The 25,614-nt window shown below is 35.9% G+C and carries 25 protein-coding genes; 8 read left to right on the forward strand and 17 right to left on the reverse strand.

The features are described from left to right. Positions 1-23 precede the first annotated feature (23 nt). Positions 24-2,804: an excinuclease ABC subunit UvrA gene (gene uvrA / locus WBM60_RS03160; RefSeq protein ID WP_424277984.1), complete on the reverse strand. Its 2,781-nt coding sequence runs from the start codon at positions 2,802-2,804 to the stop codon at positions 24-26. A 246-nt stretch (positions 2,805-3,050) separates the two neighbouring features. On the opposite strand from uvrA, the gene WBM60_RS03165 reads away from it, so the two are divergent. Further along, the gene (locus tag WBM60_RS03165) at positions 3,051-3,632 is read left to right on the forward strand and encodes a sigma-70 family RNA polymerase sigma factor (RefSeq protein WP_424263845.1); all 582 of its coding nucleotides are present in this window, start codon (positions 3,051-3,053) and stop codon (positions 3,630-3,632) included. A gap of 577 nt (positions 3,633-4,209) precedes the next feature. Then, complete coding sequence (locus WBM60_RS03170; RefSeq protein ID WP_424263841.1) at positions 4,210-4,791, forward strand: RNA polymerase sigma factor; 582 nt, start codon at positions 4,210-4,212, stop codon at positions 4,789-4,791. A 233-nt stretch (positions 4,792-5,024) separates the two neighbouring features. Here the strand turns inward: WBM60_RS03170 and WBM60_RS03175 are convergent, their stop codons facing one another. After that, positions 5,025-5,687 (reverse strand): endonuclease III domain-containing protein, encoded by a 663-nt coding sequence (locus tag WBM60_RS03175; protein ID WP_424263839.1) that lies wholly within the window; start codon positions 5,685-5,687, stop codon positions 5,025-5,027. A 55-nt stretch (positions 5,688-5,742) separates the two neighbouring features. On the opposite strand from WBM60_RS03175, the gene bcp reads away from it, so the two are divergent. Further along, a complete protein-coding gene (gene bcp / locus WBM60_RS03180) occupies positions 5,743-6,192 on the forward strand; it encodes a thioredoxin-dependent thiol peroxidase (RefSeq protein WP_424263837.1) in 450 nt (149 codons plus the stop codon). A 62-nt stretch (positions 6,193-6,254) separates the two neighbouring features. Here the strand turns inward: bcp and WBM60_RS03185 are convergent, their stop codons facing one another. Then, a complete protein-coding gene (locus tag WBM60_RS03185) occupies positions 6,255-7,712 on the reverse strand; it encodes a TonB-dependent receptor (protein ID WP_424263835.1) in 1,458 nt (485 codons plus the stop codon). An 87-nt stretch (positions 7,713-7,799) separates the two neighbouring features. On the opposite strand from WBM60_RS03185, the gene WBM60_RS03190 reads away from it, so the two are divergent. Both WBM60_RS03190 and WBM60_RS03195 read left to right on the forward strand, forming a co-directional pair. Next, positions 7,800-8,564 carry an MBL fold metallo-hydrolase gene (locus WBM60_RS03190; RefSeq protein ID WP_424263833.1) on the forward strand — a complete coding sequence of 255 codons (765 nt, stop codon included), beginning with the start codon at positions 7,800-7,802 and terminating at the stop codon, positions 8,562-8,564. Positions 8,565-8,613: 49 nt separating this feature from the next. After that, positions 8,614-9,108, forward strand: coding sequence for a hydrolase (locus WBM60_RS03195; protein WP_299162837.1), 495 nt, complete (start codon positions 8,614-8,616; stop codon positions 9,106-9,108). Here WBM60_RS03195 and WBM60_RS03200 read toward each other — a convergent pair. The 8 genes from WBM60_RS03200 to WBM60_RS03235 form a co-directional block, all read right to left on the reverse strand. Continuing rightward, complete coding sequence (locus WBM60_RS03200) at positions 9,105-9,764, reverse strand: alpha/beta hydrolase (protein ID WP_424263831.1); 660 nt, start codon at positions 9,762-9,764, stop codon at positions 9,105-9,107. The genes WBM60_RS03195 and WBM60_RS03200 overlap by 4 nt on opposite strands. 1 nt (position 9,765) lies before the next feature. Next, positions 9,766-10,095, reverse strand: a complete 330-nt coding sequence (locus WBM60_RS03205; RefSeq protein ID WP_299162832.1) for a hypothetical protein — start codon at positions 10,093-10,095, stop codon at positions 9,766-9,768. 38 nt (positions 10,096-10,133) lie between these two features. After that, positions 10,134-11,387: a dihydroorotase gene (locus WBM60_RS03210; protein WP_424263828.1), complete on the reverse strand. Its 1,254-nt coding sequence runs from the start codon at positions 11,385-11,387 to the stop codon at positions 10,134-10,136. After that, entirely contained in the window at positions 11,384-13,306 is a 1,923-nt protein-coding gene (locus WBM60_RS03215; protein ID WP_424282752.1) for a BatA domain-containing protein, read from the reverse strand. The genes WBM60_RS03210 and WBM60_RS03215 overlap by 4 nt, the downstream gene beginning before the upstream one ends. A gap of 162 nt (positions 13,307-13,468) precedes the next feature. Then, positions 13,469-14,476 (reverse strand): glycosyltransferase, encoded by a 1,008-nt coding sequence (locus WBM60_RS03220; RefSeq protein WP_424263824.1) that lies wholly within the window; start codon positions 14,474-14,476, stop codon positions 13,469-13,471. Between the two features lie 219 nt (positions 14,477-14,695). Next, a complete protein-coding gene (locus WBM60_RS03225) occupies positions 14,696-15,388 on the reverse strand; it encodes an SGNH/GDSL hydrolase family protein (RefSeq protein WP_424263822.1) in 693 nt (230 codons plus the stop codon). Positions 15,389-15,547: 159 nt separating this feature from the next. Next, the gene (locus WBM60_RS03230; protein ID WP_424263820.1) at positions 15,548-16,408 is read right to left on the reverse strand and encodes a hypothetical protein; all 861 of its coding nucleotides are present in this window, start codon (positions 16,406-16,408) and stop codon (positions 15,548-15,550) included. Positions 16,409-16,625: 217 nt separating this feature from the next. Continuing rightward, entirely contained in the window at positions 16,626-18,113 is a 1,488-nt protein-coding gene (locus WBM60_RS03235; protein ID WP_424263818.1) for a S10 family peptidase, read from the reverse strand. 148 nt (positions 18,114-18,261) lie between these two features. Here WBM60_RS03235 and WBM60_RS03240 point away from each other — a divergent pair, with 148 nt between their 5' ends. Next, entirely contained in the window at positions 18,262-19,392 is a 1,131-nt protein-coding gene (locus WBM60_RS03240) for a Gfo/Idh/MocA family protein (protein ID WP_424263816.1), read from the forward strand. Between the two features lie 19 nt (positions 19,393-19,411). On the opposite strand, the gene WBM60_RS03245 is transcribed toward WBM60_RS03240, so the two are convergent. Together WBM60_RS03245 and WBM60_RS03250 are read right to left on the reverse strand one after the other, a co-directional pair. Beyond that, positions 19,412-20,176 carry a TIGR02757 family protein gene (locus tag WBM60_RS03245; RefSeq protein ID WP_424263814.1) on the reverse strand — a complete coding sequence of 255 codons (765 nt, stop codon included), beginning with the start codon at positions 20,174-20,176 and terminating at the stop codon, positions 19,412-19,414. 71 nt (positions 20,177-20,247) lie between these two features. After that, positions 20,248-20,910: an ABC transporter ATP-binding protein gene (locus WBM60_RS03250; protein WP_424263812.1), complete on the reverse strand. Its 663-nt coding sequence runs from the start codon at positions 20,908-20,910 to the stop codon at positions 20,248-20,250. A gap of 198 nt (positions 20,911-21,108) precedes the next feature. Here WBM60_RS03250 and folE point away from each other — a divergent pair, with 198 nt between their 5' ends. Both folE and WBM60_RS03260 read left to right on the forward strand, forming a co-directional pair. Then, the gene (folE, locus tag WBM60_RS03255) at positions 21,109-21,708 is read left to right on the forward strand and encodes a GTP cyclohydrolase I FolE (protein WP_424263810.1); all 600 of its coding nucleotides are present in this window, start codon (positions 21,109-21,111) and stop codon (positions 21,706-21,708) included. 56 nt (positions 21,709-21,764) lie between these two features. Continuing rightward, on the forward strand, positions 21,765-22,058 hold the full coding sequence (locus WBM60_RS03260; protein WP_424263808.1) for a hypothetical protein: 294 nt from the start codon (positions 21,765-21,767) through the stop codon (positions 22,056-22,058). A gap of 67 nt (positions 22,059-22,125) precedes the next feature. Here the strand turns inward: WBM60_RS03260 and WBM60_RS03265 are convergent, their stop codons facing one another. From WBM60_RS03265 to WBM60_RS03280, 4 genes are read right to left on the reverse strand one after another with little or no spacing between them, the layout of a single operon-like run. Beyond that, a complete protein-coding gene (locus WBM60_RS03265; protein ID WP_424282753.1) occupies positions 22,126-24,372 on the reverse strand; it encodes a TonB-dependent receptor in 2,247 nt (748 codons plus the stop codon). Between the two features lie 37 nt (positions 24,373-24,409). Beyond that, positions 24,410-24,730, reverse strand: a complete 321-nt coding sequence (locus tag WBM60_RS03270) for a hypothetical protein (RefSeq protein WP_424263804.1) — start codon at positions 24,728-24,730, stop codon at positions 24,410-24,412. 54 nt (positions 24,731-24,784) lie between these two features. Continuing rightward, positions 24,785-25,102 (reverse strand): DUF6787 family protein, encoded by a 318-nt coding sequence (locus WBM60_RS03275; protein WP_424263802.1) that lies wholly within the window; start codon positions 25,100-25,102, stop codon positions 24,785-24,787. A gap of 26 nt (positions 25,103-25,128) precedes the next feature. Continuing rightward, entirely contained in the window at positions 25,129-25,587 is a 459-nt protein-coding gene (locus WBM60_RS03280) for a DUF6146 family protein (protein ID WP_424263843.1), read from the reverse strand. Positions 25,588-25,614: the final 27 nt, after the last annotated feature.

The raw sequence follows: 25,614 nt of genomic DNA on the forward strand, positions 1-25,614 counted from the left end.
AATGAAGCTATTATTAATTGGCACTAGCGTAATTTTTTACGGAGGTACCGCCCTGTATGAGATTTGGTTTTCAATACAATTTCTTCCGGGGTGCCTGACGCAATAAGCTCACCACCTTTTGCACCTCCTTCGGGTCCAAGATCTATAACGTGATCTGCACATTTGATAAATTCAATATTATGTTCTATCACAATAATAGAATGGCCCCTGGCGATTAAAGCGTCAAAAGATTTTAAAAGCTTTTTAATGTCATGAAAGTGAAGCCCGGTGGTAGGTTCGTCAAAAATGAACAAAGCCTTTTCTTTAGTTGTCCCTTTTACAAGAAATGATGCCAGCTTAATTCTTTGCGCTTCTCCACCCGAGAGAGTAGAAGAAGACTGGCCTAAGGTAACATAACCGAGACCTACTTCTTGCAGTGGTCGTAATTTACCAACTATTTTAGTTTGTGCATGAGTTTCAAAGAATACAATGGCATCATCTATGGTCATATTCAATAGATCATCAATATTGGCATTTTCGAATTTAACCTCTAGCACTTCTTTTTTAAAACGCTTTCCGCCACAAGTATCGCATTCTAAATGAACATCAGCCATAAACTGCATTTCTACAGTAATCTCACCTTCTCCCTTGCACTTATCACACCTGCCACCATCTACATTGAAGGAGAAGTGTTTGGCTTGATAACCTCTGAGTTTACTCAATTTTTGTGAGGCAAACAAGGCCCTGATATCATCATAAGCTTTAATATAAGTGACCGGATTAGAGCGAGAAGATCTTCCAATTGGGTTTTGATCTACAAATTCCACGTTTTTTACAGACTGATACTTACCAGACATTTCAGTATATTGGCCCGCTTTTTCTCCATATCCACCTACTTCTTTAAGCAAAATTGGGTAAAGTAATTTTTTTACCAATGTGCTTTTCCCACTTCCTGAAACACCTGTTATTACCGTGAGCATATTAAGGGGGAAAGTAACATCAATATTCTTTAAATTGTTTTCCCTGGCTCCCTTAATTTCAATATAGTAATTAGAGGTTCGGCGTTTTTTTGGAATTTCAATTTCCATGGTTCCATTCAGGTATGCTGCCGTAAGTGAGGACGATTTCAGGATTGCCTCCATTGGACCGTGCGCAACTACTTCGCCTCCATGGGTGCCTGCTTCCGGACCAATGTCAATAACTTCATCTGCCGCAAGCATTATATCTTCATCATGCTCAACAACAATGACAGTATTACCTAAATCTCTCAGAGATTTTAAAACCATTATAAGATTCTCTGTATCTTTCGGATGCAGGCCAATACTAGGTTCATCCAGGATATACATGGATCCAACCAAACTACTGCCAAGAGATGTCGCCAGATTTATTCGCTGACTTTCCCCTCCTGAAAGCGTATTTGATTTTCTGTTGATTGTTAAATAGCTCAATCCAACCTTATCCAAATAACTTAGCCTGGTTTTGATTTCTACTAATAATCTTTTTGCGATTTGAAGGTCGTGTTCACTTAATGAAAGTGTATCAAAAAATGTGATTAAGTTTTCAATTGATAATTCCACAAGATCTGAAATAGATTTTTTATCAATCTTAATATAATTGGTTTCCATTCTAAGGCGCTTCCCTTTACAGGAGTTGCATCTTGTTTTACCTCTATATCTGGAGAGCATTACCCTATTCTGGATCTTATAACTCTTTTCTTCTAATTGCCGGAAAAATTTATCTATTCCTATAAAATGCTCATTGCCTTGCCAGACCAATAGTTTTTGCTCCTCATTAAGTTGATACCATGGTTTATGGATGGGAAAATCAAACTTATAAGCAGAATTTACTAATTGATCCTTATACCAACTCATGCTCTCGCCACGCCACGGAAATATAGCATTTTCAAATACAGACAACCCGGAATTAGGTATTACAAGATCTTCATCTATGCCAATAACATCACCATAACCTTCACACTGCGGACAAGCCCCGTAAGGATTATTGAAACTGAAGAGATGTGCGTTAGGTTCCATAAAAACCATTCCGTCCAGTTCAAACTTATTGCTAAACTGGGTCACCGTGCCATTATCGATTTCTTCTATAAAACAGTATCCTTTACCTTCAAAAAAAGCAGTATCCACTGCATTGGCCAATCGATTAAGAAAATCCTCATCATCCTTCTTAATAATTCGATCTACAACCAGTTCAAAATTATTACCAATATCCTGTAAAGATTCATCAATCCTGATGACTTTACCATTATGTTTTATCCTTGCATAACCTTGTTTTGAAAGCAATTGCAAAGATTTTACCGGATCTCTGTCCTTGGAAATAACAATTGGAGCCAACAATAAAAGCTTGGTGCCTTCTTCAAAAGATTTTACATGATTAATTACATCTGATACGTTATGCTTTTTAACTTCATTACCGGAAATTGGTGAATAGGTCTTACCAATTCTGGCATAGAGAAGTTTCAAATAGTCATATATTTCTGTTGTTGTACCCACTGTGGATCGTGGATTAGTGGAATTTACCTTTTGTTCAATGGCTATTGCCGGAGCAATACCTTTAATGTAATCCACTTTAGGCTTATCTAATTTACCAAGGAATTGCCTGGCATATGAGGAAAGGCTTTCTACGTAACGACGCTGTCCCTCAGCATAGAGGGTATCAAAAGCCAGACTGGATTTACCTGAACCCGAAAGCCCGGTAATTACAACTAATTTATTTCGGGGTATAACTACATCAATATTTTTAAGATTATGCAGTTTAGCCCCTTTGATTATGATGTTTTCCTTTGGATTTACTTCGGTTATTGCAGACATTTCTTCCGTTAGGTCCGCAAAGATACGATATGTTGAATTCAAACACCAATAGGTAGTCTTTTACATCTAAATTATGCAATATCACAACATTGTTTACTTGAAAAAATATTTTTTCTCTATATTTGAAGCTTAATAACTAAAAAAAACCGCCTATACGCGAAAATTACTTTTTTGAGCATTAACCTGAATAACTAAAGTCCTTTCCCAAAAGAAAGGCCCCTAAGTTTAACCAAAAAAGTAATTAGTATGCAACTACAAGTCGCGGATTCAATTTTAGTTCAGAATTACATTAGCGGGGATGAAAAATCCCTGGAAATTCTAATAAACAAGCACAATCAACGTCTAACGAGTTTTATTTATTCCAAGGTCCAGGACAGGGCTATTACTGAAGATATCTTTCAGGATACCTTTATAAAGGTAATAAAGACCTTAAAAAGAGGCGCCTACAATGAAGAGGGTAAGTTCTTACCTTGGGTTATGCGAATAGCTCATAATCTGATCATTGACCATTTTAGAAGAAATAAACGAATGCCTAAATTTCAAGGTAGTGATGATTTTAACATTTTTTCCGTTTTGGGGGATGATAAACTAGATGCTGAGAGACAGTTAATTAAAGACCAGATAGACAGTGATCTTGGATTATTGATAGAAGAACTTCCCGATGATCAAAAAGAAGTCCTGGTAATGCGTATATATAAGGATATGAGTTTTAAAGAAATATCTGAAAATACAGGAGTAAGCATTAATACTGCTTTAGGACGAATGCGATATGCGTTAATTAACTTAAGAAAAATCATAGAAAAGAACAATATTGTTTTAACGAATTAATAGGTTCTATAACGACTAATACAAATGGTTTCATAATAGTTGCGTTATTTGGTCATAACAATATTATTTATGGAAAAGATTTACCCTAGACATCAAAACAAATGCAGGCTTGTAAAAGTTAAGCCAGAGAGTGTACAGTTGTTGCTTCAGTATTCTAAGGCATTAAATATTGTAAAACATAAAGAACTTACATTTGAGAATAACTTGAATTAACCATATAACCATTTTATTAGGATATTCATTAATCCCTTTGATAATACATCAAGGGGATTTTTAGTTTCTGTTTGTTATTGAAGCCGATTATTTAATTAATTGGAATTAATCCGGGAATATTTCCAGGCTTCCGGAAAATCAATTGGCAACTAATTTATTATGGATTTATTGTGTCTTTACTTGCCAAATCGCTCTTTGACATCAAAAATCACGGGTTTGACAACATAGTTTTTCTCAGACATGGCTATTTCAATACTTTTAAATTGTAATTATGAAATCATAACTACTAAATATTTAAACTAGTAACCAAAGGTCCATCAAAAAGAAGCTCCTTTATATTAACCAAAAAAAAATACTACGAATTATGGAATTTGAAATTAACGACTCAGAATTAGTAAGAGACTATATCAGCGGCGACGAAAAAGCACTTGAAGTTCTTATAAACAGACACAACCAACGTATAAGTAGTTTTATTTATTCCAAGGTAATGGATAGGGATATAACTGAGGATATTTTTCAGGACACCTTTATAAAAGTAATTAAAACCCTAAAAAAAGGATCTTATAGTGAAGAGGGAAAATTTTTGCCATGGGTCATGAGAATTGCGCATAACTTAATTATTGATCACTTTAGGAAGAACAAGCGTATGCCTAAGTTTGAAGGAACTGATGATTTTAATATTTTCTCCGTTATAGGTGACGACAAACTTAATGTAGAAAAGCAGATTATTAAAGATCAGATAGATAGTGATCTTGGTTCTTTGATTGAAGAATTACCCGATGACCAAAAAGAAGTTCTGCTTATGAGAATATACAAGGACATGAGCTTTAAGGAGATTTCTGAAAATACCGGAGTAAGCATAAATACAGCCCTGGGTAGAATGCGATATGCACTTATAAATCTCAGAAAGATAATTGAAAGACACAATATAGTTTTAACAAATTAAGAGCAAGGAATAACATCCGAGCAATATTTCCATTTTAGTTGCGTTATTAGAACATAACTATACTATAATAATATGGAAAAAATTTACTCTGAAGAGCAAAACGCTTGTAAACTGGCAAAAACCAGCCCTGAGACGATTCAGTTCTTACTGAATTATTCCAGGTCCTTCAGAATCACGAAGTACAAGACATTCAAATTTGAAACAATTTTGAATTAAGACAAGATGGCCCGCAATTAGCGGGCCTTTTTAATTTTATAATAATCTTCTAATACTTTTTTTCTCCCAATCGTTTTGGTTATTAAATCTTTGTCTATATCCCAGCCTCTTGCCGGAGAATATTCACGGCCATACCAAATAATCTGAAGATGCAAATCGTTCCATAATTCTTTAGGAAACAACCTTTTTGCATCTTTCTCGGTTTGAACCACATTTTTACCATTGGAAAAACCCCAACGATACATTAGACGGTGAATATGCGTATCAACCGGAAAAGCCGGTATACCAAAGGCCTGAGAGACTACTACACTTGCGGTTTTATGACCCACAGCCGGTAATTCTTCCAATAAGCTAATTTCTGAAGGGACATTACCCTCATATTTTTCGATCAATATTTTGGATAGACCATGTATTCCTTTCGATTTCATCGGTGAAAGTCCTACGGGCCTAATAATTTCTTTTATTTCCTCAACAGACAATTTAATCATGTCGAAGGGATTATCTGCTCTTGCAAATAATATAGGGGTTATCTGGTTTACACGTACATCTGTACTTTGGGCCGATAATAATACAGCGATTAACAATGTATATGGATCTTTATGCTGAAGAGGAACAGGTATCACGGGATATAATTCCTGCAATTTTTTTATGGTAAAGGATACTTTTTCCGATTTCGTCATTTTTGTTTAATTTTACAATGAAAAAAATAAACACAAATTTAATTCAAAATAGACTATGAACACACTTAAAGAAGGTGATAAAGTGCCTGATTTTTCTTCTGTTGATCAGGATGGCAATTTGGTAAAATTAAGCGATTATTCCGGTAAGAAGTTAGTAGTATTTTTTTATCCAAGGGCTAATACACCCGGATGTACGGCAGAAGCTTGTAATCTTCGTGACAATTATGAAGAACTCCAATCAAAAGGTTATGAACTTCTAGGGGTAAGTGAAGATTCTCAAAAAAAACAAGCGGGTTTTAGAAATAAATATGAATTTCCATTTCCGCTTTTGGCGGATGAAGACCATACCGTAATTAAGACATTTGGAGTCTGGGGACCTAAAAAATTTATGGGTAGAGAATACGATGGTATTCACAGAATGACTTTTATTATTGACGGAAACGGCTTCGTTATAAAGGTTATTGACAAAGTTAAAACCAAAGATCACGCTGCGCAGATTCTTTAATCCGAAATGATCAGCATAAAAAAAGGCCCTAATCTTTAGGGCCTTTTTTATGGAGTTAAGCATTAAGCTTTTTCCTCTAGTTTATCGGTAGTTCGCATAAAAAGGTGTTCTTTCTTTATTTTTTCCGCAATACCTTCTGGTAGCATTTCCTCCCAACCACCTTCTCCACTTTGAATTTTTTTCAAGACATCTCTGGAGAATATGTCCATAATTTCAGGATCGTAGTCTATAATATCCATAACTTTCCCATTGTACTTAAAAAATTTGTACAACTCCTTCATTCTCGGATGAACCTTAACATTATTGCTAGTCATGATCTGACCGGTCTCAGGATTCTTCATCGGATAAAGATATACGATGAGTTCTTTAAAGAATAACTTGCCAAAAGCTTCCAAAATACCTCCGCTCAGATGCCTGTAATATTTTTCATCAAATATGTCTACCAGGTTATTAACACCCATAGTAAGACCAATTTTTGCTTTCGTATAATTATTGAAGTATTCCACCAATTTAAAATATTCCTGAAATTTCGAAATCATCACGGAATGTCCTAATGAACACAATAATTTGGCCCTGTCCATAAAGTCACTTTCATCTATTTCACCGGACGCTTTTAGATTAGACAATGTGATTTCAAATATTACTATAGAATTGTCTTCATCAACGGCCGGATCACGAATAAAAATTTCATAAGACTTTTCAAACATATCCATGTTCACCTTAGTTACCGGCCTAAAACTCCCTCTAAGCGCAAGAATATTCTTTTTATAAAGAATAGCAGCCGGAAGAAGATTGTTACCGTCAGGGCCAAACATGACAGCATCAGTCATATCATATCTGATAAGCTGAAGACTCATAAGTCTATTGTCAACGTTTTTAAAGTTTGGGCCTGAGAAATTTACCATATCAATCTCCAGGGTATCCCGGTCAATATGATCATATAGGTATTTTAATAGTTTTCTTGGTTTATTATACTTATAAAAGGCACCATAGATAAGGTTCACTCCAACTATTCCCAAGGTCTCCTGTTGCAAACGGGCTTCATTTTGCTTAAACCTGACATGTAATATGATCTCGTCAAATTCCTTTTGGGTTGGATCTAATTGAAAACGGAGGCCTACCCAGCCATGGCCTTTATATCGCTTTGAAAAGTCTATAGTTGCTACCGTATTTGCGTAAGTAAAAAACAGTTTATCCGGATTTTTATCCCTGCTAATACGCTCTTCCATAAGATGCATTTCATGAGAGAGCATCTTTTTTAGTCTACTTTGGGTAACATACCTGCCTTCAGTTTCCACACCATAAACGGCATCGCTGAAAGACTTGTCATAGGCACTCATAGCTTTTGCTATGGTCCCAGAGGCACCACCTGATCTAAAAAACCACCTGGCGGTCTCTTGTCCGGCCCCTATTTCCGCAAAAGTCCCATAGATATCGGGATTTAGATTTATTCTAAGAGTCTTAGCTTTTATTGAGGGAATATTTTCAAAAGCAGGATCCTTTTTGAAGACTGAAGCCATATGTATAGTTTGCTTACGGCAAAGTTAACAAGATTGGGGTATCTATTAAATAAATATGTTATAAATTTGAAATAAATAGATGACAGGTTGAAAATAACTTTTTTAGGCACTGGCACATCGCAAGGAATACCGGTTATTGGCAGCAATCATCCGGTCTGTTTAAGTAAAAACCCCAAGGACAAAAGACTTCGAGTTTCTGTGCTTGTTTCATGGAAAGACTATAATTTTGTAATTGATTGTGGTCCTGATTTCCGGCAACAGATGTTAACTCATAAAGTTTCCAAATTAGATGGTATTCTCTTTACTCATGAACATTCAGATCATACAGCAGGGATAGATGATATCCGCCCTTTTTTCTTTAGACAGGGTGACATTCCTGTTTATGCGCATGAAGATGTAATCGTCTCTTTAAAAAGGAGATTTGACTATATTTTTGCCGACGAGAACAGGTATCCCGGGGCTCCGGCAGTAAAGGTTAACCTGATACAGAATAATGAACCTTTCATAATAGGGGACCAAGAAGCAATACCAATTGAGGCTTTTCATAACCGGTTAAGGGTATATGGATTTAGAATAGGTGACTTTGCGTACCTTACCGATGTTAAGACCATATCTAGTAAAGAAATACATAAGATAAAGGGAGTTAAGGTACTATCTGTAAATGCATTACGTATAGAACCACATCACTCTCACTTAAACCTTGAAGAAGCTCTTAAATTAGTTGATATAATTAAACCTGACATAGCATATCTTTCTCATATTAGCCATTATTTGGGTTTTCATGATGAAGTGGAAGAAAAATTGCCTGATAATGTACACCTGGCCTATGATAATCTTGTTGTCTCGGTTTGAGCTACAAAACAATAATTTTAGTTAGTTTGATACTTGATTCTTTAAATTTATGAAAAGTAGAATATTTATTTACCTGTTCATTTTTGCTTCTTTGTTATCGCTTTACCTATTTGTAAGCAGCAATACCATGTTAGAGAGTAAGGATTTAAAAATTCAGAATCTGGAGTCTGAAGTTAGTGTACTTCAGGATTCTGTTCAAAAATTACAACTTCAGGTTTTTGATATGCAATATTTTTCATTGCAAAATAATGACGATGCCCTGTCATATTATGATCATCTTGGCCTGGACAACCCTTCGGGTTATATTTCAGATAAGTTATTGGAAACCAATGAACAAAAAGGAGATAATCCGTTGGTGCCCTATGAGGGTATGGAAAGTGATTTTAAGATCAATAAGATTAAAATACTGAATCATCAATGGATAATAGCCGATTTTTCCGATGGTAAATTCTGGGGAGAACTTCTTTTGAAATACGAGTTAAAAGATAATATGAGTGTTGATTTTACAATGATGGATCATCTTTTATATACCAGGAGCAATTAAATATTTTCTTCAAGCCATTTTCTAAAGGAGTAAAAATTTTCGGCCGATACCCCATGGCCTACTGGAAATTCCTCATATTTAAAGTTAATACCAAGCTTTTTTAAGAGAATAGGTGCTTTTTGAGCCCATTCAGGCGGGATTACCTGGTCTACCTGACCGTGGGATACATAAATATTTAGGTTTTTATGGTCTTTTTGGGTATAATTCTTCTCGAGAATATTCTCATCTATATAGCCGCTTAGGGCCACCACATTTTTAACCTTATCCGGATATGAAAGCGCAACCGCATAACTCAATACCGTGCCCTGGCTAAACCCCAACAAGGTTACATTGTCTTTATCCAGCAAATAGGCTTCACAGGCTTCCTCAATAAAATCTACAATTTTGTTTCTGGATGAGATAGCCTGTTTCTCATCACTCCATTTTCCATAGGATGCATCAAAGTTAATAGCATACCAGGCATTACCAAAGGGGGGCAAAGGGTGTGGGCCCCTTGCAGAAATAATAAAACATTCCGGAGGTAATTCTGAGGCGAATGAAAATAAATCTTCTTCATTGCTGCCATAGCCGTGAAAGAGAAATATAACAGGTGGGCGGCCATGTTCTGTTATTGAAGGGCGAATTATATGATATAAGGATAAGGGAACTGTTTTCATATTACTGAATAAAGCTAAACCATTGCTGAAATGAAGTTCCCAAGATTGGAACCGGTTGTTTTTTATTGTTCAAAGCTCCAACAAGACCATATATCCAGAGAGCAAAGTAAAATACATACAAACCTACCCAAACAAAAAAATTGAACCATTGACTTAAGAAAAGCGCACATCCCATAAAAACCAGATGCAAACCGAATGCTTGCCTTGTATGGAATCTCGCAAATTCATTTTTAGGTTCCATATTCATAGTAATTGCTATTAAAGATCCAATAATGGTGAAATAAGCTATTATCGCCGTTGTTTTTCCTTTTGCTACCGAATCTTGTCCCAAATCTTTATTTTTTTATTGCTATATAAACTATAATTGGTTCAGACGATTATTTGATTGTTTGCTATTATTCCGTAAACCTTGCCTTTCATTTTTTTACCAAAAAACATACTGTTTTTTGAAGTAGAATTACAATTTTCTTTTGTAAAAATGTATTCGGATTCAGGATCAAAAAGAGTAAGATTGGCCAAAGAACCTTTTTTTATAGCCACCGGACTTAATCCATAGCGTTCTCTTCCTTTAGATAAAAGGGTGACGGCCATTTCAGTGTCGAATAGCTTATTTAAGACACCAAACGCATTTTCAAGGCCTATTGTGCCATAAGCTGCATTATCAAATTCTATTCGTTTTTCTTCAATATCAATTGGCGTATGATCTGAAGTCACAAAATCAATAATACCTTCTTTAAGACCTTTTATCAAAGCATTGATATCTTTACTGGTGCGAAGTGGGGGTAAAACTTTGTAATTACTATCGAAGCTGTCCAAAACCTCGTCAGAAAATAGCAAGTTATGTACAGCAACACTACAACTTACATTAAGACCCTTCCGTTTAGCTTCGCCAATAAGCCTCACGGACCTGGCTGTAGATATCGTTGGGATATGGAGATATCCACCCGTATATTCCAGAATAAAAAGGTCTCTGGCAATTTGAAGTTCTTCCGCCAGCGCCGGAATTCCCTTTAAACCAACCCTTGTAGATGAAATACCTTCATTAACAATACCCTTGCTCATGATTTGTTTATCCATTGGAAAAGAGTAAACTAATCCATTAAAATCCTGGGAGTATTGCAAGGCTATCTTTAATAGATTGGAATTCGAAATAGATCTCTTAAAATCATAGAATCCAACAGCTCCTGAATTCTGCATGTCATAAAGCTCAGCAAGATCAATGCCTTCACTAAGAACCGTAAGTGTCCCCAAAGGGTGTAATTTTGTCGGTTGTTCTTTGGCAGCATTTTTCAAAAAAACAATTGCGCCACTGCTATCGGGTAGTGGATTGGTATTAGTGTTAAGAACAATATCTGTATAACCGCTTCGTGCAGCCACCATGAGGCCGTTATTAATGGTTTCACGTTCTTCATATCCTGGTTCCCCAAAACTTACACTGCTATCGAACCAACCAGCAGAGACATGCAAATTTTTGAAGTTTAGTGTTTTTATATTCCCTGCAGGTTTAATCGAGGTAGATATTTCTTCAATAACCCCATTAAGAATAAGGATATCACGTTTTTTTAAATGAAGTTTACTGTTGGATTTATCAACAATTGTGGCAGATTTTAGAAGTATGTTCATTTAAATATTTTTTGAATAAGAACTTCGGCCAGCATAAAAAGCAAAGCAAAAATAGTAAACCATTTCCATAGCTCAGTTACTCTGTTGTCTTTTTCCATGGTTTCAAAGACTTCAGTTAAATTATTTAAGGTGGCATTACTATTTAATATGTCCAAATCGGCATATATAGATTCGCTTTCCGTTCTGGGGTAATTAAAACTTATATTTTGAATGGGTCTGGATTCTTCACTTATCACATAAATACCATCATTATTAGGATTGTAATCAAAGGTTAAGGTAGTTCTATTAGAAAAAGACTGCTGTTCAGGGATAAATTCATATTCTTTCCGGGAAACCTTTAAAATATTATCGCTTGCCATTACAGTCTTGACATCTATGGTGGTTTTTTGACCCAGGGTATTGTATAATTCAGGCGATTTAAGACTATTTGCCCCAATACTATAGATTGTAGGCACGATAAGAGGCGAATTCTTAAAATTAGAATTTGTATTAACGATTGGAGCTGTGAACAAGTATAGGCCATCCAGTCCTACAAGGAAAGCTGATTGATCCTGTAATGAAAGTATTTTTGGGGCCGTTGTTCTGGTTTTGAAATAGCTTTTCACCCTTGGATATTGAAAATTGCTTATTCTTTGGGCAAATACATTTTTATAAAGAGGATGATCAAAGTTAATTTCCGTTACATTGCGTTCTTCATCAAGTCTGTTTACAAATGAAGAAGAATAATAATTTCCGATGAAACTATTATAGCTCTCTATATTAGCATCAAAAGATGGGATAATCATTAAATGACCACCTTTTTGAGTATAATTGCTTAAAGTATTTTTGAGAGAGACGGGAATAGTTTTTAATTCATTTAAAATTATTAAGTTTTGCGACTCCAGTATGCTGTAATTAATATTATTCATTTGCACATCCGCATATATGAATTCATCTTCGGTAAATATTCTTTTTAAAAATTCACTATCTGACTCACTAACAGACAATACTTTGATTTTGTCCTTCTGGTTAATATTAAAAAACAACTGATTGTCATAAGGCAATCCAATATCTGATATTTCAATTTTACCTCTAATGACTTCATTAGATGGTAATGTAAATACAACATTAGATTTTCTGTTCTTATCAAAAGTTGCAGCTGTTTTAGCAATTAACTTATCATCATTGTATAAAGAAACAGGGATCGTTTCTAAAGCAGCTGTGGTAGTTAAATTCACCGAGAGGTCTATTGTAGCTGCATTTACCTCAGCTATATATGCCGAATCCAAAACAGTATTATCAAGATTTTCTGCCCTAAGTCGAACCATAAAAGTTTGGATATTTCCAAGAGTATCGGATTCCTGAATAGCGGTTCTGTTTTGAAAATCTGAGACCAGAACCAAATATTTAACAGATTTTTCATCTTCGCTAAAGAAATTTTTTGCTTTGAGAAGGATATCCTTAAATCCCAACTGACTATAAGTATATGGCAGGGATAAAAGTTCATTGCGAATATCCATTAAGGTAATATTAGTAAAGACTTTATCATTTGTAAAAAGACTAAAAGTATTATCCTTAGGCAGACCTTGTAATAACTTCTGAACTGCATCCTGGAGCAGGGTTCCATTTTCTGTTTTGGCCTGCATGCTAAATGAGTTGTCCAGATATATTACGGTTTCTTTGGCGTATGAAGCCGATTCCTTAGCGAAATAGGGCTGTGAAAAAGCAAGGATAAGGCCGGAAAGCACTAATACCCGGGAAAAAAGTAAAAGCCATTTTTTTATCGTACTGCTTTTGCGAGATTGCGCAACTACTTTTTGTAAAAGCTTTACGTTAGTAAATGGTGTTTTTTTAAATCTCCGAAGTTGAAAGAGGTGAATTAATATGGGAATCAGTAGCAGAAAAAAGGCCCAAAGGAGTTCCGGATATTTAAACAGCATTCCCAATTTTGATTTGACAAATATATAAAGTATTGAGAAGATATTGCCTAGTAATTATGACAAAATTGGTAATGAAACGCGTTGAATGAACAAATGAAAGTAATATTTAAGCTAAGTGCGTTGGAAATAGATTATTTAAGGCTGTTTAAAAGAAAAAATTCTTTAACAAAAGAAAAAATAATCGACCATTGAAGATTGTCCCAAATTTGAGAAGAAATTTGTGATCATTGCCTGGGCCTCTTCATTTGCAACCGTAACTATACTTATTGGCTTTTCCAGATTAGGCAAATAATTAAAATGCTTCATTTCCTTACCATATATAGTTTTGCCGATTTTATTTGGGTTGTCGCATAACCAATGAAACGGAATATTCTGCTGTAACAAATCTCTGGCAATACTTTTTCCTTTGTTCCCCGCACCCCAAACGGTTAAAGGTCGCCTGTGATCATGGTGAAGCTTTAGAAAGTAATGTAGTTTTATATGCAAAAAATAATTCTGAGCATAGTGCTCACTGGTTCTTGAGGTTCTACTTTCATAGTCACGCCATCTGTGTAATATCTCGTTACACGGAATACATTGCAAACCCCGCTCATAAAATCGAAACGTAAGATCATAGTCTTCCGGGTATCTATTGGGCTCAAAGGCACCACATTCTTCTAAATCTTTTTTGTAGACCATCCAGCAAGGGGAGGGGATAACACATTCCTTATAGATTTCAGAGTAGTTTGCTCCTGTGGCAGTGAGTTTGTTCAACCATTTTTCATATCGCTCGTACCCATTGCTTATTCCACGATCAGAAAAATAACGAACACCTCCTACTGCAATATGTCCTTTTCCATGTTTTTCCAATGAGGAAGCCATAATTTCCAGCTTATTGGAGTTCATTATATCATCAGAATCCATTCTTGTCAACAATTCACCTTTGCTTAAATTATAAGCCGTCCTAAGTGCAGAAATTATACCATTTCCTTTATTTGGATGTACTTTTATTCTGGTATCTCTTGATGAATAATGTTCAACTATACTAAGACTATTGTCCTCCGAATGATCGTCTATAGCAATGACTTCCCAGTTTTGGTAACTCTGAGATAAAATCGAATCAACGCACTCCGGAAGGTAAACCGAAGTATTTTTAAATGGAATTAATACACTAATCAGATGATTTTTCATTAAAAGAGCAATTGTCGACTTTATTTTATTGTTTCCAAAAAAACATTCCAAAGCATAATGAATTCATTTTTTGCGGAAATTTCGGCAACCTTCAGGACCTGAATCACCATGGTATTGTTTTCAATACCGTAAGGTGAAAAAGGCGGTAAAGTATAACCTTCCCGTACTACTTTTAGCAATAGCGGAAAGAGTAAACGATCCCATTGCACTAGTACAGAACTAATTCTTACTTAATGCCTTGGCGATTGCTTTTTCGGCCAATGGAGCCATTAGCTCATACCCTTTTTTATTAGGGTGAACCCCGTCACTACCAAGATCTTCCCTTAGGCCGTTTTTATCATCGGTCATTGCCGAAAAATAATCCAGGTAGACAAGGCCTTTACTATTGACATAGCTCTTTATCATAGTATTCAGCGCGGGTATTTTTTCATTTGGCATAAGCCCTTTACGCCAGGGATAATCATAAGCAGGTAATACGGAACATAAAACTACTTTTATACCATTGGCTTCTGCCAATTCTGCCATAGACATTATATTGTCTGCAATCATTTGCAAGGTTGATGGTCCTGTGTTACCAGCGATGTCATTAGTTCCGGCAAGAATGACCACCACTTTAGGCTTTAGATCAATCACATCTTGTCTGAACCGTACCAGCATTTGGGGGGTTGTCTGGCCACTTATTCCTCTATTTACATAGGGTTTACCCTCAAAGAATTCAGGTTGACTATGAGACCATCCGATGGTGATGGAGTTTCCCATAAATACCACACGGTGCTCATTGGTTTTGGCATCGGGTAATTCTTTGTTAGCAGCGTCAAAGTGTCCAAGTTGTGCCCAATCCTGGGCACTCAAAATAGAAACCATTAAAAAAAGACAGATAACTAAAAGGCTTTTTGGCTTTGTTAAAATCATAATGGAAAGTTATATTTTAATGTTTCAAAAGATACAAAATGTAGAAAACATAAATAACTAAATTTAATATCAATTGGAAATTGTAATTCTAGAGATATTAAAAATTTAAAAGCCCTGCATTTAAACAAATGCAGGGCTATAGATCCTTAAAATTCTTAATTATTCACATAGTACGTCATCGCCATTACTATCCCAACAATGCCATTCTTCATCTTCGAAATAATCAAATGCCCTTACTCTTCCCATAAATGTTGCTCTACTCCATTCAATTCTAACATCACTAAAATCCTGCTTATTACTGTCATAAGCGTATGCTTTAAAATAGGCATCTAAATCACCGTCCTGAAGTCCATATTCAAGATAGCTGTCTTTAAACATGTCGTCATTCTCTTGTTCATCCAGTTCTCTGACCCAAGTATATCGAATACTACCAATTTCGTCATTTGAACGCTCCCAGTCTATTCTTAACATTGCTTCTGGTCTCTCCGCACTTTCATTTAATAACCAAAAACCACTATTGCCATCCATTGCAGAACTCCCTGAAAACCACAAGAATTCTTCAAAAGCTCCAATTCCTATCTTGGTTATGTACATTTCCCAAAGAACTTCTTCTCCGGTTACCTTTCCTGTAAGACGCGCCGTATATTCGCTGGTAAAGCCATCTACACTATAAGTCCATTGCCATTTATTATCTCCTAAATCTTCAGGGGTACTTGCAAAAGCAGATTTGAAAGAGGCTACAGGCACGGCCAGGTTAGTAAAAAGGGCTGAATTCCATACTCCCACAACAATTCGTGAAAAAAACCAATTGCCATTGGGCGCTTTGTTATTATAAGCCTGGGCTGTACTTTTCCCTGTATTTGAATCATCGGTAAAATTGCTAAAATCTATAACCATTGATTCATATAACGGTAACGCCAGGTTATTGGCTTCATCTGTGGCTTCATCAGAGTTATCACAGGAAGTTGTAAAAATAAAGGCAAAGGCCATTAAAATGCCATATACTCTCCAATTTTTCATAACGTAAATATTTGTTTATTAATCACTTTTATATCTACTATTAACGCTTAAGTAGTCATAAAAGTGTAGGGTAAGGAGTTATATATCGAAAACTTAGCGATAAAATTTATCGCCAAACAAAGATTAACTCACGAGGGATCTGCTATTTATTTCGGCTAAAGAAATAAAAATCAGTTTGCAGGGTAGTGCGAAAATTAATTAATATTTGTTAAGATCTTTAATACTTGGCAGATTTTCCTTTTGCCATGGTTTTTTCAATAAATAGCCTAATATCGGAGTTGGCTTTTTGCAAATCTTCTTTGCGCAAGTACATCATATGTCCACTTCGATAACCTTTAAATTCAAACCGATCTCTCATGCGACCACTGGGGTCTACCTGCCACATGGTATATTTGGCATTGAAATAAGTAGTGGCACCGTCATAATATCCGGACTGAACCAATACATGCAGATAAGGGTTCTGTGCCATGGCCTGTCTCAGATTATCTCTTGTGTCATCATCTTTATTATCCCACGGACGTACGGGGCCAAACATATTATATTTGATATCTGTTTTAAATTGAAGTTCTTCTTGCAGGTAATAATTTATAGCTGGTGTGAAGCTATGTAACCAGGAAGTTAGTTCGGGGTTATAATCTGGCGCAGTTCCCGAAATTTGCTTATCTATTCCCAAATATCGGCTATCTAGTCTACCAATAGTATTACCGCTGCGGTCTCTTAATAACCCTTTCCAGAAATACGAAGTAGGAACTACCAGATTATGATCTAATATTTCCTTTTTAGTAAGCCCTGAATAATATGCCATTTTCTCCGCAACTGTATTTTTCTCCGTTTCACTAATAAATCCTCCTTTTGCAATAGCAGGGAGTACTGTATTAATTGTAAAAGCCTCTGATTCAGGTAAAATATCCAATAAATCTTTTTGTTGAAGATCGCTGTCTAAAGCTTTTTGATACCAGGCTGCCGCTGTATAATAAGGTAAATTTAAAGCACTGCTTACGGGGCCGCCAACACGAATTACTTTGTAATCTGCAGGGGAAACCATGATAACACCGTTTAAATACATCCACTGCTGGTTTTGAAGTGCAAGCGCCAATCCCATTACTCTGGTACCGCCATAACTTTCACCAATTATATATTTAGGAGAGCTCCATCTGTTATTGCGGGTGACAAAGGTATTCAGCCATTCTGCCAGATATTTTATATCTGCATTAATACCAAAAAATTTACTGCGGTCCACTTCTTTTCCACTTTCGGGAATGGTCCGGGAATATCCTGTATTAGCTGGATTTACATAGACTATATCTGTTACATCTAATATAGAATAAGGGTTTTCTTTTACACCGTAGGGTTGAACAGGATAGCCTTCGTCGTCAATCTTTAAAATCCTGGGTCCTGTATATGCCAAATGCATCCAAACTGAACCAGATCCTGGCCCTCCGTTAAACGATATTAGTAATGGACGACTAGCCCTATCCTTTACATTGTTACGAGTATAATAGGTGTAATGCAACGACGCCATTGGCTCTCCTAATTCATCCCAGACCGGTTGAGTACCGGTTTTTGCGGTATATGTAAATGCGGTACCGTTAACAGTGACACTATGCTGTGTAGTTACTACAGTATCTATTGGTAATTTGCGATTTTGAGATAAAGTGATATTGAGGCCTAACATCAAAAGGGAGAACAGGAACAATCTTTTCATTTTTGGTGGTTTTAGAAAGCCCTAAAATATGGAATTTGAATGATAAAACTGATTATCCTAAATATTAAGATTAAAAAGAATAGAAATTTGTTCACTATATTTAAATTTAGCTTAGAAAAAATACCTTTTAACAACTAATTCGGTGAACATGAAGAATATAACCAGAAGAACTTTTAATAAAACACTGTCTAAAGGAATTGGTGGAGCTACCTTACTAGGCGGTATACCCTGGGCTTGTGCAATGGGTGAGCAAAAACAGGACAAGAAGAAATTAGGCGTGGCATTGGTAGGTTTAGGAAGCTACAGCACGTATCAACTAGCACCTTCTTTATTGGACTGTGAACATTGCTATTTAGCAGGGATAGTTACCGGAACTCCTGAAAAAGAAAAGGTATGGCAGGATAAATATGCTATTCCCCGCGCAAATGTTTATAATTATGAGAATTTTGATAGTATCGTATCTAACGATTCCATAGATATAGTTTACGTTGTTCTTCCTAATGCTATGCATGCCGATTTCTCCATAAGAGCTGCCAAAGCAGGGAAACATGTTATATGCGAAAAACCTATGGCCGTTAGTGTCGAGGAATGCGATGCAATAATTGAAGCATGTAAGCAAGCGAATGTTAAATTAAGTGTGGGTTATCGTCTGCATTCGGAGCCTTATACTCAGGAAATAAAGAGATTGGTTGATGAAAAAGTTTTTGGAAATGTACAGTATATATCCGCGGAAGCTGCCTACAGATCTGGTGGCAATCCGGATCAATGGCGATTGAATAAAGCGCTTTCTGGTGGAGGGGCCTTAATGAACATGGGGGTTTATGCGATCCAAAGCGCAATTTATGGAACCGGAGAGAACCCAATATCAGTAACTGCACAGGAGTTTAGCTCAAGGCCCGATTATTTTAAGGATACCGATGAGACCATCACCGCACAATTCGAATTTTCAAGCGGAGCCTTTGGTAATATCATGACGTCACATAATACAAATGTAAACAGGATGTATGGCTCATGTGACAAGGGGTGGTTTGAATTAAATCCTGCAAGTTCATATGGACCATTGGCAGGTAAAACCTCCAGCGGAGACTTGAGTTTCCCGCATGAACGCCAGCAAAAATTGCAGATGGATGATTTTGCAAGACATATTTTGAATGGTACCCCAAACGTTGCACCTGGTGAAATGGGTAAACGAGATATGATAATTGTTAAAGCTATTTACGAGTCGATTGCGAAAGGGAATTCAAAAATTGAATTGAAATTGGGTTCTATGGGTCTGTAGGGAATTACATTAATATTTCTTAGAATTTTTCAAATACGCCCAGTCCAAATAGTGCAAAATCATATTTTACGGGATCTAGTGGATCCATTTTTCGAAGATAAGAATCCAGTTCATACACAGCTTTGGAATCATTTTGTTTCCGATGTAATAGCCCTAACTTTCTGGCTACATTGCCTGAATGAACATCCAGGGGGCAGGATAAAAGGGCAGGGGAGATAGATTTCCAGATCCCGAAATCTACCTTGGTCGAATTATCGCGAACCATCCACCTTAAAAACATATTCAGGCGTTTAGCGGCGGAACCTTTAGCTGGATCGGAAATATGCTTTGTTGTTCTTTTTGGATGTGTTAGCTCAAAAAAGGTTTGCTTGAATTTAGAAATTGCAGGCTGTGTAGATTTATTTGTGGTATGTTGACTAAAAATTGCTTCTAAACCTCCGTGTTGTTTATATATACATCTCAAAGCTTTAATAAAGTATATCAGGTCAATATGATTAAAAGTGCGATGGACAAATGGCTCAAGCTTCATCAATTCTGATTCTTTATGGAATAAAACAAAATTAAGCGGGTCATTATCTAATAAATCCATTAAATAACGGGCATTGTTTATAATGCTTTTTCTATTACCCCACGCAATTGTTGATGTGAGAAATGCACTGATCTCAATATCTTCTTTTTTAGTAAACAAATGGGGAACCTGAATTGGATCTGAATCAAGAAATTGAGGATTATTGTACTGGAAGACTTTTGCATCCAAAAAATCTCTTAACTCAAGTATAGTCACTGATTTTTCATTTTGGTGAGGCTAATGAGATAAATGGGTTTTTTATGGATTCCCAAACTTCTCTCAACATATTAGTCTATGATTTGTCCGTCTATCATGGTTAACTTTCTGTCTGCCATATCAGCCAATTCCTCATTATGAGTAACAATAACAAAAGTTTGCCCAAATTCATCGCGTAACTGAAAAAAAAGCTGATGCAGTTTATCTGCACTTTCCGAATCCAGATTGCCACTTGGTTCATCGGCAAGTATTATGCTTGGATTGTTTATCAATGCCCTTGCGACTGCAACACGTTGTTGTTCACCACCAGATAGCTCATTAGGTCGGTGGTGCATGCGGCTGGAAAGCCCAAGGAAATTTAGCAATTCAGTTGCTCTGGACTCCGCCTCTGCCTTCCCGGTCCTTTTAATAAATGCCGGAATGCAGACGTTTTCAATGGCTGTAAATTCCGGTAATAATTGGTGGAATTGAAAAATAAATCCAATATGATTATTTCTAAATGCAGCCAGTGCTTTATCTTTTAATGAAGTAATATCAATACCGTTGATTTTTAGCTCACTTTCCTTTTTGTTTGATTGAGTATCCAGTGTGCCCAAAATTTGCAATAATGTTGTTTTACCGGCACCTGAGGGCCCTACAATAGATACTACTTCTCCAGCTTTTATACGCAAATCTACCCCCTTCAAAACCTGAAGTTCTCCGAAATATTTTTGGATATTAGTGGCCTTAATCATCAATTAATAATTAGGGCATGAAAGTAAACAATACCCTTAACACTTCAAAATGTTATGAATGGGGAATCCGTTGGCAGCAGCCTGGTAGAATTCTATTGATGCCTTCATTTTACTAATAATACATTTATTTATGATTTTTAAAGTAGAAACCTTTAATTTCGAAGTACTTTTAAATCAAGCCTTTTATACCTTTTTATTATGACATCATACCACAACCTGGAAGAATATAACATAGAAATTACCAATGAAATAACAGAGCGTTTTTCAGGAATAATCAGCGAAATAGGGGAGGAAGTTGGTCGTGAAGGATTAATTAAAACCCCTGAACGAGCGGCCAAAGCAATGTTGTTTTTAACACAGGGATATAAACAAGATGCCGCGGCAATCCTTAAGAGTGCAATGTTTAATGAATCTTATAATGAAATGGTAATTGTTAAGGATATTGAATTGTATTCTCTATGTGAACATCATATGTTACCTTTTTTTGGGAAAGCACATATTGCTTATATCCCCAATGGACAGATCGTGGGGTTGAGCAAATTGCCAAGAATCGTAGATGTTTTTGCAAGAAGGTTGCAGGTTCAGGAACGCTTAACCGAGCAAATATTAGATTGTATAAATGACACTCTAAATCCTCAGGGAGTTGCCGTTGTTATAGAGGCCGCACATATGTGTATGATGATGCGGGGTGTTCAGAAACAGAATTCCGTGACTACAACATCCGGATTTAGAGGCTCTTTCCAAAAAGAAGAAACTCGTAATGAATTTTTAAAATTAATCAGTTCAAATCTGTCTTGATTTTGTCATATAGATAATTAAATTTAAAGAATAGGATTCGTTTTTATAATTTCTAAATGATTAAGAAGAAAAAATACAAACTCCTTGCATTAGGGCTCCTTTTTGATGGAATTGGTATGCTTTCTTTTATGATACCGGGTATTGGGGAATTCACAGATTTGATATGGGCGCCCATAGCAGGTTGGTTGATGACAAGAATGTACAAGGGGAATCCCGGAAAAATAGCCGGGTTGATAGCTTTTATCGAAGAAATTGTTCCTGGACTGGACGTGATTCCTTCTTTCACTTTAATGTGGCTCTATACCTATGTTTTTGCAGTTAACAAGTACATAACTATTGAAGAAGACTAAACCGTTTATATTTCAAATTCCTTAAACCACCTGTTTTAATTTATATTATAAACTAAACCTATATTTCTTATAGAGGAATACTTAATCCTATATTAATGTTCCTTCCAATATTTGAAATATCATCTACCTTTAGCCTGGATAAATGGGAAATATAATCCTTATTCAGAATATTTAGGGCAGTTACCATCAATTCAACATCTTGTTTAAAGAGTTTCAGACTTGCTCCAAAACCAGCGTTTAAAAGATTATAACCCATAGTGGACGTTTCAAAGGTTGCCACTCTATTTTGATCAAATATGGTATTTAAGGTGATAAAGGTATAACCATCTGTTATCCATTTTTGCGAATTATTAAATTCTAACCTTAAGGTATTACTTAGCTTATTTGCAGGTATCAATGGAAGGTAGTCGTCATTGTCCAACTGTCCAATCACGGATTCGAAGCTGCTCTGCACATGCAACCAGTCTAAAGGGTGAGGGTGAAAATGAAACCCAATTTCTCCACCATATAAATTGGCATCCTGCTGTATGTAATTGTACACCGGATTATTATCTACAAATTCTCCATTGGGTTCAATAAAAATATAATCGCTGATAATATTGTAAAAACCATTTGCAAAAAATTCAAAATGTTGACTACCATATTCCAGTGCAATATCTATTTGCAGATTTTTTTCATTCTTCAGGTTGGGATTGCCTATTTCAAATCGGTTAGTACCTTCATGAACACCATTTGAAGTTAATTCAGCCAAATTAGGAGCTCTAAATCCACTTGCAAGATTAATTCGACCTATAAAATTCTTTAAAAAATCAATTCGATATCCCAGTGCTGCATTAAAGCTATTGAAATTTCTATCCAATTGTGCTATGTATCCTTCTTCACCCACGATGCCCGTTTCCTCTCCCTTAATAGTCCGATTGTCAAATCGGATACCTAGTTGAACATCGCTTTTTTCGAAGTGGATATGTGAGGTTGCCAAAAGGCCAATATCATTGGTAATTGCATTGGGTATTAACACCTCCTCTCCAAAGTTTTTATTATCCTGGCTCATTCCCTGGAGCCCTGCTATCGTCTGCAAGCGGCCAAGGGTTGGCAAATTATATTGGACATTATAGCTAAATGTAGAAAGTTTCATGTCCAGAGCTGGTTTTAAATCATCCGGGCTAGTCGGTGGTATTTCTACATCTTCCTCCTCCTCAAACTCTTTTCGGTTATTAAGTATATAGCCCAGTGTTATTCTCAGGCTAGAATTGTTAAAAAACAAATCACTTTTTGAACTTAAAATATGGCTGTTTATTTCCTGATATGGTGACATTGGAGTTCGTCCTAAATCCTGTATTCCAATATCTTCCGGAATGCCTAAATCTGAGCTATTTAAATTATAGCGCAACTCTGTTTTAAATTTTCCTAATTGGTATCCAAGTGCTGTTTTAAGATCAAATTCATTAAAACGGGAGTTAGTTACTCTTAAACTGTTTCCGCCTTTATAATCAGCATGAGATGTATATGCACCACGCACCAGGAATTTGAATTTCTCTCCAGAAGTTTTGAAGCCTGCATTTGCATTGACACCCTGCGTATTCGTAAAATAGTTTAAATTAATATCACCCTTGGTTGAATTAATATTGGCAAATTGTTCCGGATTTAAATAAAGTACCCCACCTAAGGCATCCGAGCCATAAAGAAGAGATGCTGGACCCTTAATGACCTCTACACTTTCCACACCTGCTGCACTGATACCAAGGCCGTGTTCATCGCCAAATTGTTGGTTCTCCAGTCGTATGCCTTGAGAATATACCAAAACCCTGTTGGAGCTTAAACCTCTTATCACAGGTTTTCCAATTCCTACTCCTGTGGAAACACTTTCCACACCCGGGATGTTTGTGATTCCATCCGAAAGCGTTATAGCCCCCATTTTTCTCAATGATTCAACGGCAGCCTGTTCTACCTTCATTACGTTTTCACGTTGTAATTTGTGGAATGGTGTAGATACAATTACCTCTTCCATTTCTATGGCACTTGGCGAAAGGACAATATCCAAAGTAATTGTACCCTGAGTAAGGGTTATGGTTGAAGAATATGTCTGGTAGCCCATATAGGACGCAACAATCTTGTAAGTCCCCACCGGAAGATTATTCATAACAAATTCTCCATTGCTTCCGGTTACCGTACCTTTTTCTAATTGTGGCATGTATACGGAAACCTGTTCTAATGGGGTATTTGAATCTTCTGCTGAAATATTGCCCATAAGTGTGCACTGTGCTTTACTGTTAAAATAAAATAATACAAAAAGTATTGATAATAAATATTTCATAACCTGTTTTTAAATTAAAAAAATCTAATAAATGGAGTTACGAAAATAAGGGTGGAGCTCTAAGAGAAAATAGTGGGGTGTCTGATACCGGAGTATATATATAAGTGTGTGAGAATTCATTTCTTATAAAAACAGCGGCTACTAATTGTGTTTTAAAAAGTCGAATATAATAGTGATGAGAAAAATTAAATTTACTAAAATCACAATCCAGTTCTTTGGCATGAATATGCGACTCAAAAGTGTTGTCGCAGTTAATTTCTAAATGATTGGAAACGTGTGATAATTGAATAACCGAAGGAAGCGCCAAAAAGATGATTAGCACCAATGAAATTATGGAAAGTGATTTGTTTTTGACCATCACGATACAAAGTAATCAAATAAAGCAATCAGGATAAGTTAAGAAAAGATTAATTTACTTAAAAAGAAAACCTAGTCCGATTCTGTTTAACATTTTTTTTTCAAAGTTCCAGAAAAATTTGAACTGTCCAAAAAGCCCTCCAAAAACCACTAGAAGGATCTGGTAAATTGGGAAGATCACCATTATTCTTAAAGTCCAGTATACCCAGCCACTCCACCATGTGTCAGGTAAGTTGCTTCTTTCCAGACCAACCCACTCAAGAAATGGTTTTGCAATAAATACCGCAGCAGAACCTGTGATAGAAAATACAATTAAAATTATGATAAGTTGAAAACTGGATTCTATACCCCAGCGTTTTTTAAGTTTATTCATTTTAAATAAGATCGGGGCAAATATATTCAATTAATTCGTGGTGCAAAGGGTCCAAGGCGTTGATTGTATTTGCGTTGAAAATAAATAAAATAATTATAAAGTTTATAGTTCACTTCATACCCATAATCAATATTGGAGTCATAGTTGATCTGCAGCTCATATAAATTAGGATCAAATCTTAAAGGTTCCAGAACGCGTTGATTCCAGTTTATAACATAAATTCGATTTCTGTTTTCCATATAATTTTGGGTATAATATCCCCTTGGCTTTGCTATACTTTGGAGCCAGGTATTGAAACCTATTTCCATAATTATTATTTCATACTCTAAGCTATCGTTCTCAATGATAATAGTGTCTCTCGTATTTAGATTAAATACTTCCTCTTCTTCTTTAGAAATATCAATAACTTTCTTAGATCCTGAACATTGAACAATAAATAAAACCAAAATTGAACAGAAAAAAATTCTTATTAAAACTTTTAGCATCATAGCATTATAATTGAAATAATAAAG

The organism is Eudoraea sp., from assembly GCF_049669105.1.
Taxonomy (GTDB): Bacteria; Bacteroidota; Bacteroidia; order Flavobacteriales; family Flavobacteriaceae; genus Eudoraea.

Coding starts and splice junctions, on each gene's coding strand:
- uvrA (WP_424277984.1), bottom strand. CDS start 2,804: ATGTCTGCAATAACCGAAGTAAATCCAAAGGAAAACATCATAATCAAA.
- WBM60_RS03165 (WP_424263845.1), top strand. CDS start 3,051: ATGCAACTACAAGTCGCGGATTCAATTTTAGTTCAGAATTACATTAGC.
- WBM60_RS03170 (WP_424263841.1), top strand. CDS start 4,210: ATGGAATTTGAAATTAACGACTCAGAATTAGTAAGAGACTATATCAGC.
- WBM60_RS03175 (WP_424263839.1), bottom strand. CDS start 5,687: ATGACGAAATCGGAAAAAGTATCCTTTACCATAAAAAAATTGCAGGAA.
- bcp (WP_424263837.1), top strand. CDS start 5,743: ATGAACACACTTAAAGAAGGTGATAAAGTGCCTGATTTTTCTTCTGTT.
- WBM60_RS03185 (WP_424263835.1), bottom strand. CDS start 7,712: ATGGCTTCAGTCTTCAAAAAGGATCCTGCTTTTGAAAATATTCCCTCA.
- WBM60_RS03195 (WP_299162837.1), top strand. CDS start 8,614: ATGAAAAGTAGAATATTTATTTACCTGTTCATTTTTGCTTCTTTGTTA.
- WBM60_RS03200 (WP_424263831.1), bottom strand. CDS start 9,764: ATGAAAACAGTTCCCTTATCCTTATATCATATAATTCGCCCTTCAATA.
- WBM60_RS03210 (WP_424263828.1), bottom strand. CDS start 11,387: ATGAACATACTTCTAAAATCTGCCACAATTGTTGATAAATCCAACAGT.
- WBM60_RS03215 (WP_424282752.1), bottom strand. CDS start 13,306: ATGCTGTTTAAATATCCGGAACTCCTTTGGGCCTTTTTTCTGCTACTG.
- WBM60_RS03220 (WP_424263824.1), bottom strand. CDS start 14,476: ATGAAAAATCATCTGATTAGTGTATTAATTCCATTTAAAAATACTTCG.
- WBM60_RS03225 (WP_424263822.1), bottom strand. CDS start 15,388: ATGATTTTAACAAAGCCAAAAAGCCTTTTAGTTATCTGTCTTTTTTTA.
- WBM60_RS03230 (WP_424263820.1), bottom strand. CDS start 16,408: ATGAAAAATTGGAGAGTATATGGCATTTTAATGGCCTTTGCCTTTATT.
- WBM60_RS03235 (WP_424263818.1), bottom strand. CDS start 18,113: ATGAAAAGATTGTTCCTGTTCTCCCTTTTGATGTTAGGCCTCAATATC.
- WBM60_RS03240 (WP_424263816.1), top strand. CDS start 18,262: ATGAAGAATATAACCAGAAGAACTTTTAATAAAACACTGTCTAAAGGA.
- WBM60_RS03250 (WP_424263812.1), bottom strand. CDS start 20,910: ATGATTAAGGCCACTAATATCCAAAAATATTTCGGAGAACTTCAGGTT.
- folE (WP_424263810.1), top strand. CDS start 21,109: ATGACATCATACCACAACCTGGAAGAATATAACATAGAAATTACCAAT.
- WBM60_RS03260 (WP_424263808.1), top strand. CDS start 21,765: ATGATTAAGAAGAAAAAATACAAACTCCTTGCATTAGGGCTCCTTTTT.
- WBM60_RS03265 (WP_424282753.1), bottom strand. CDS start 24,372: ATGAAATATTTATTATCAATACTTTTTGTATTATTTTATTTTAACAGT.
- WBM60_RS03270 (WP_424263804.1), bottom strand. CDS start 24,730: ATGGTCAAAAACAAATCACTTTCCATAATTTCATTGGTGCTAATCATC.
- WBM60_RS03275 (WP_424263802.1), bottom strand. CDS start 25,102: ATGAATAAACTTAAAAAACGCTGGGGTATAGAATCCAGTTTTCAACTT.
- WBM60_RS03280 (WP_424263843.1), bottom strand. CDS start 25,587: ATGCTAAAAGTTTTAATAAGAATTTTTTTCTGTTCAATTTTGGTTTTA.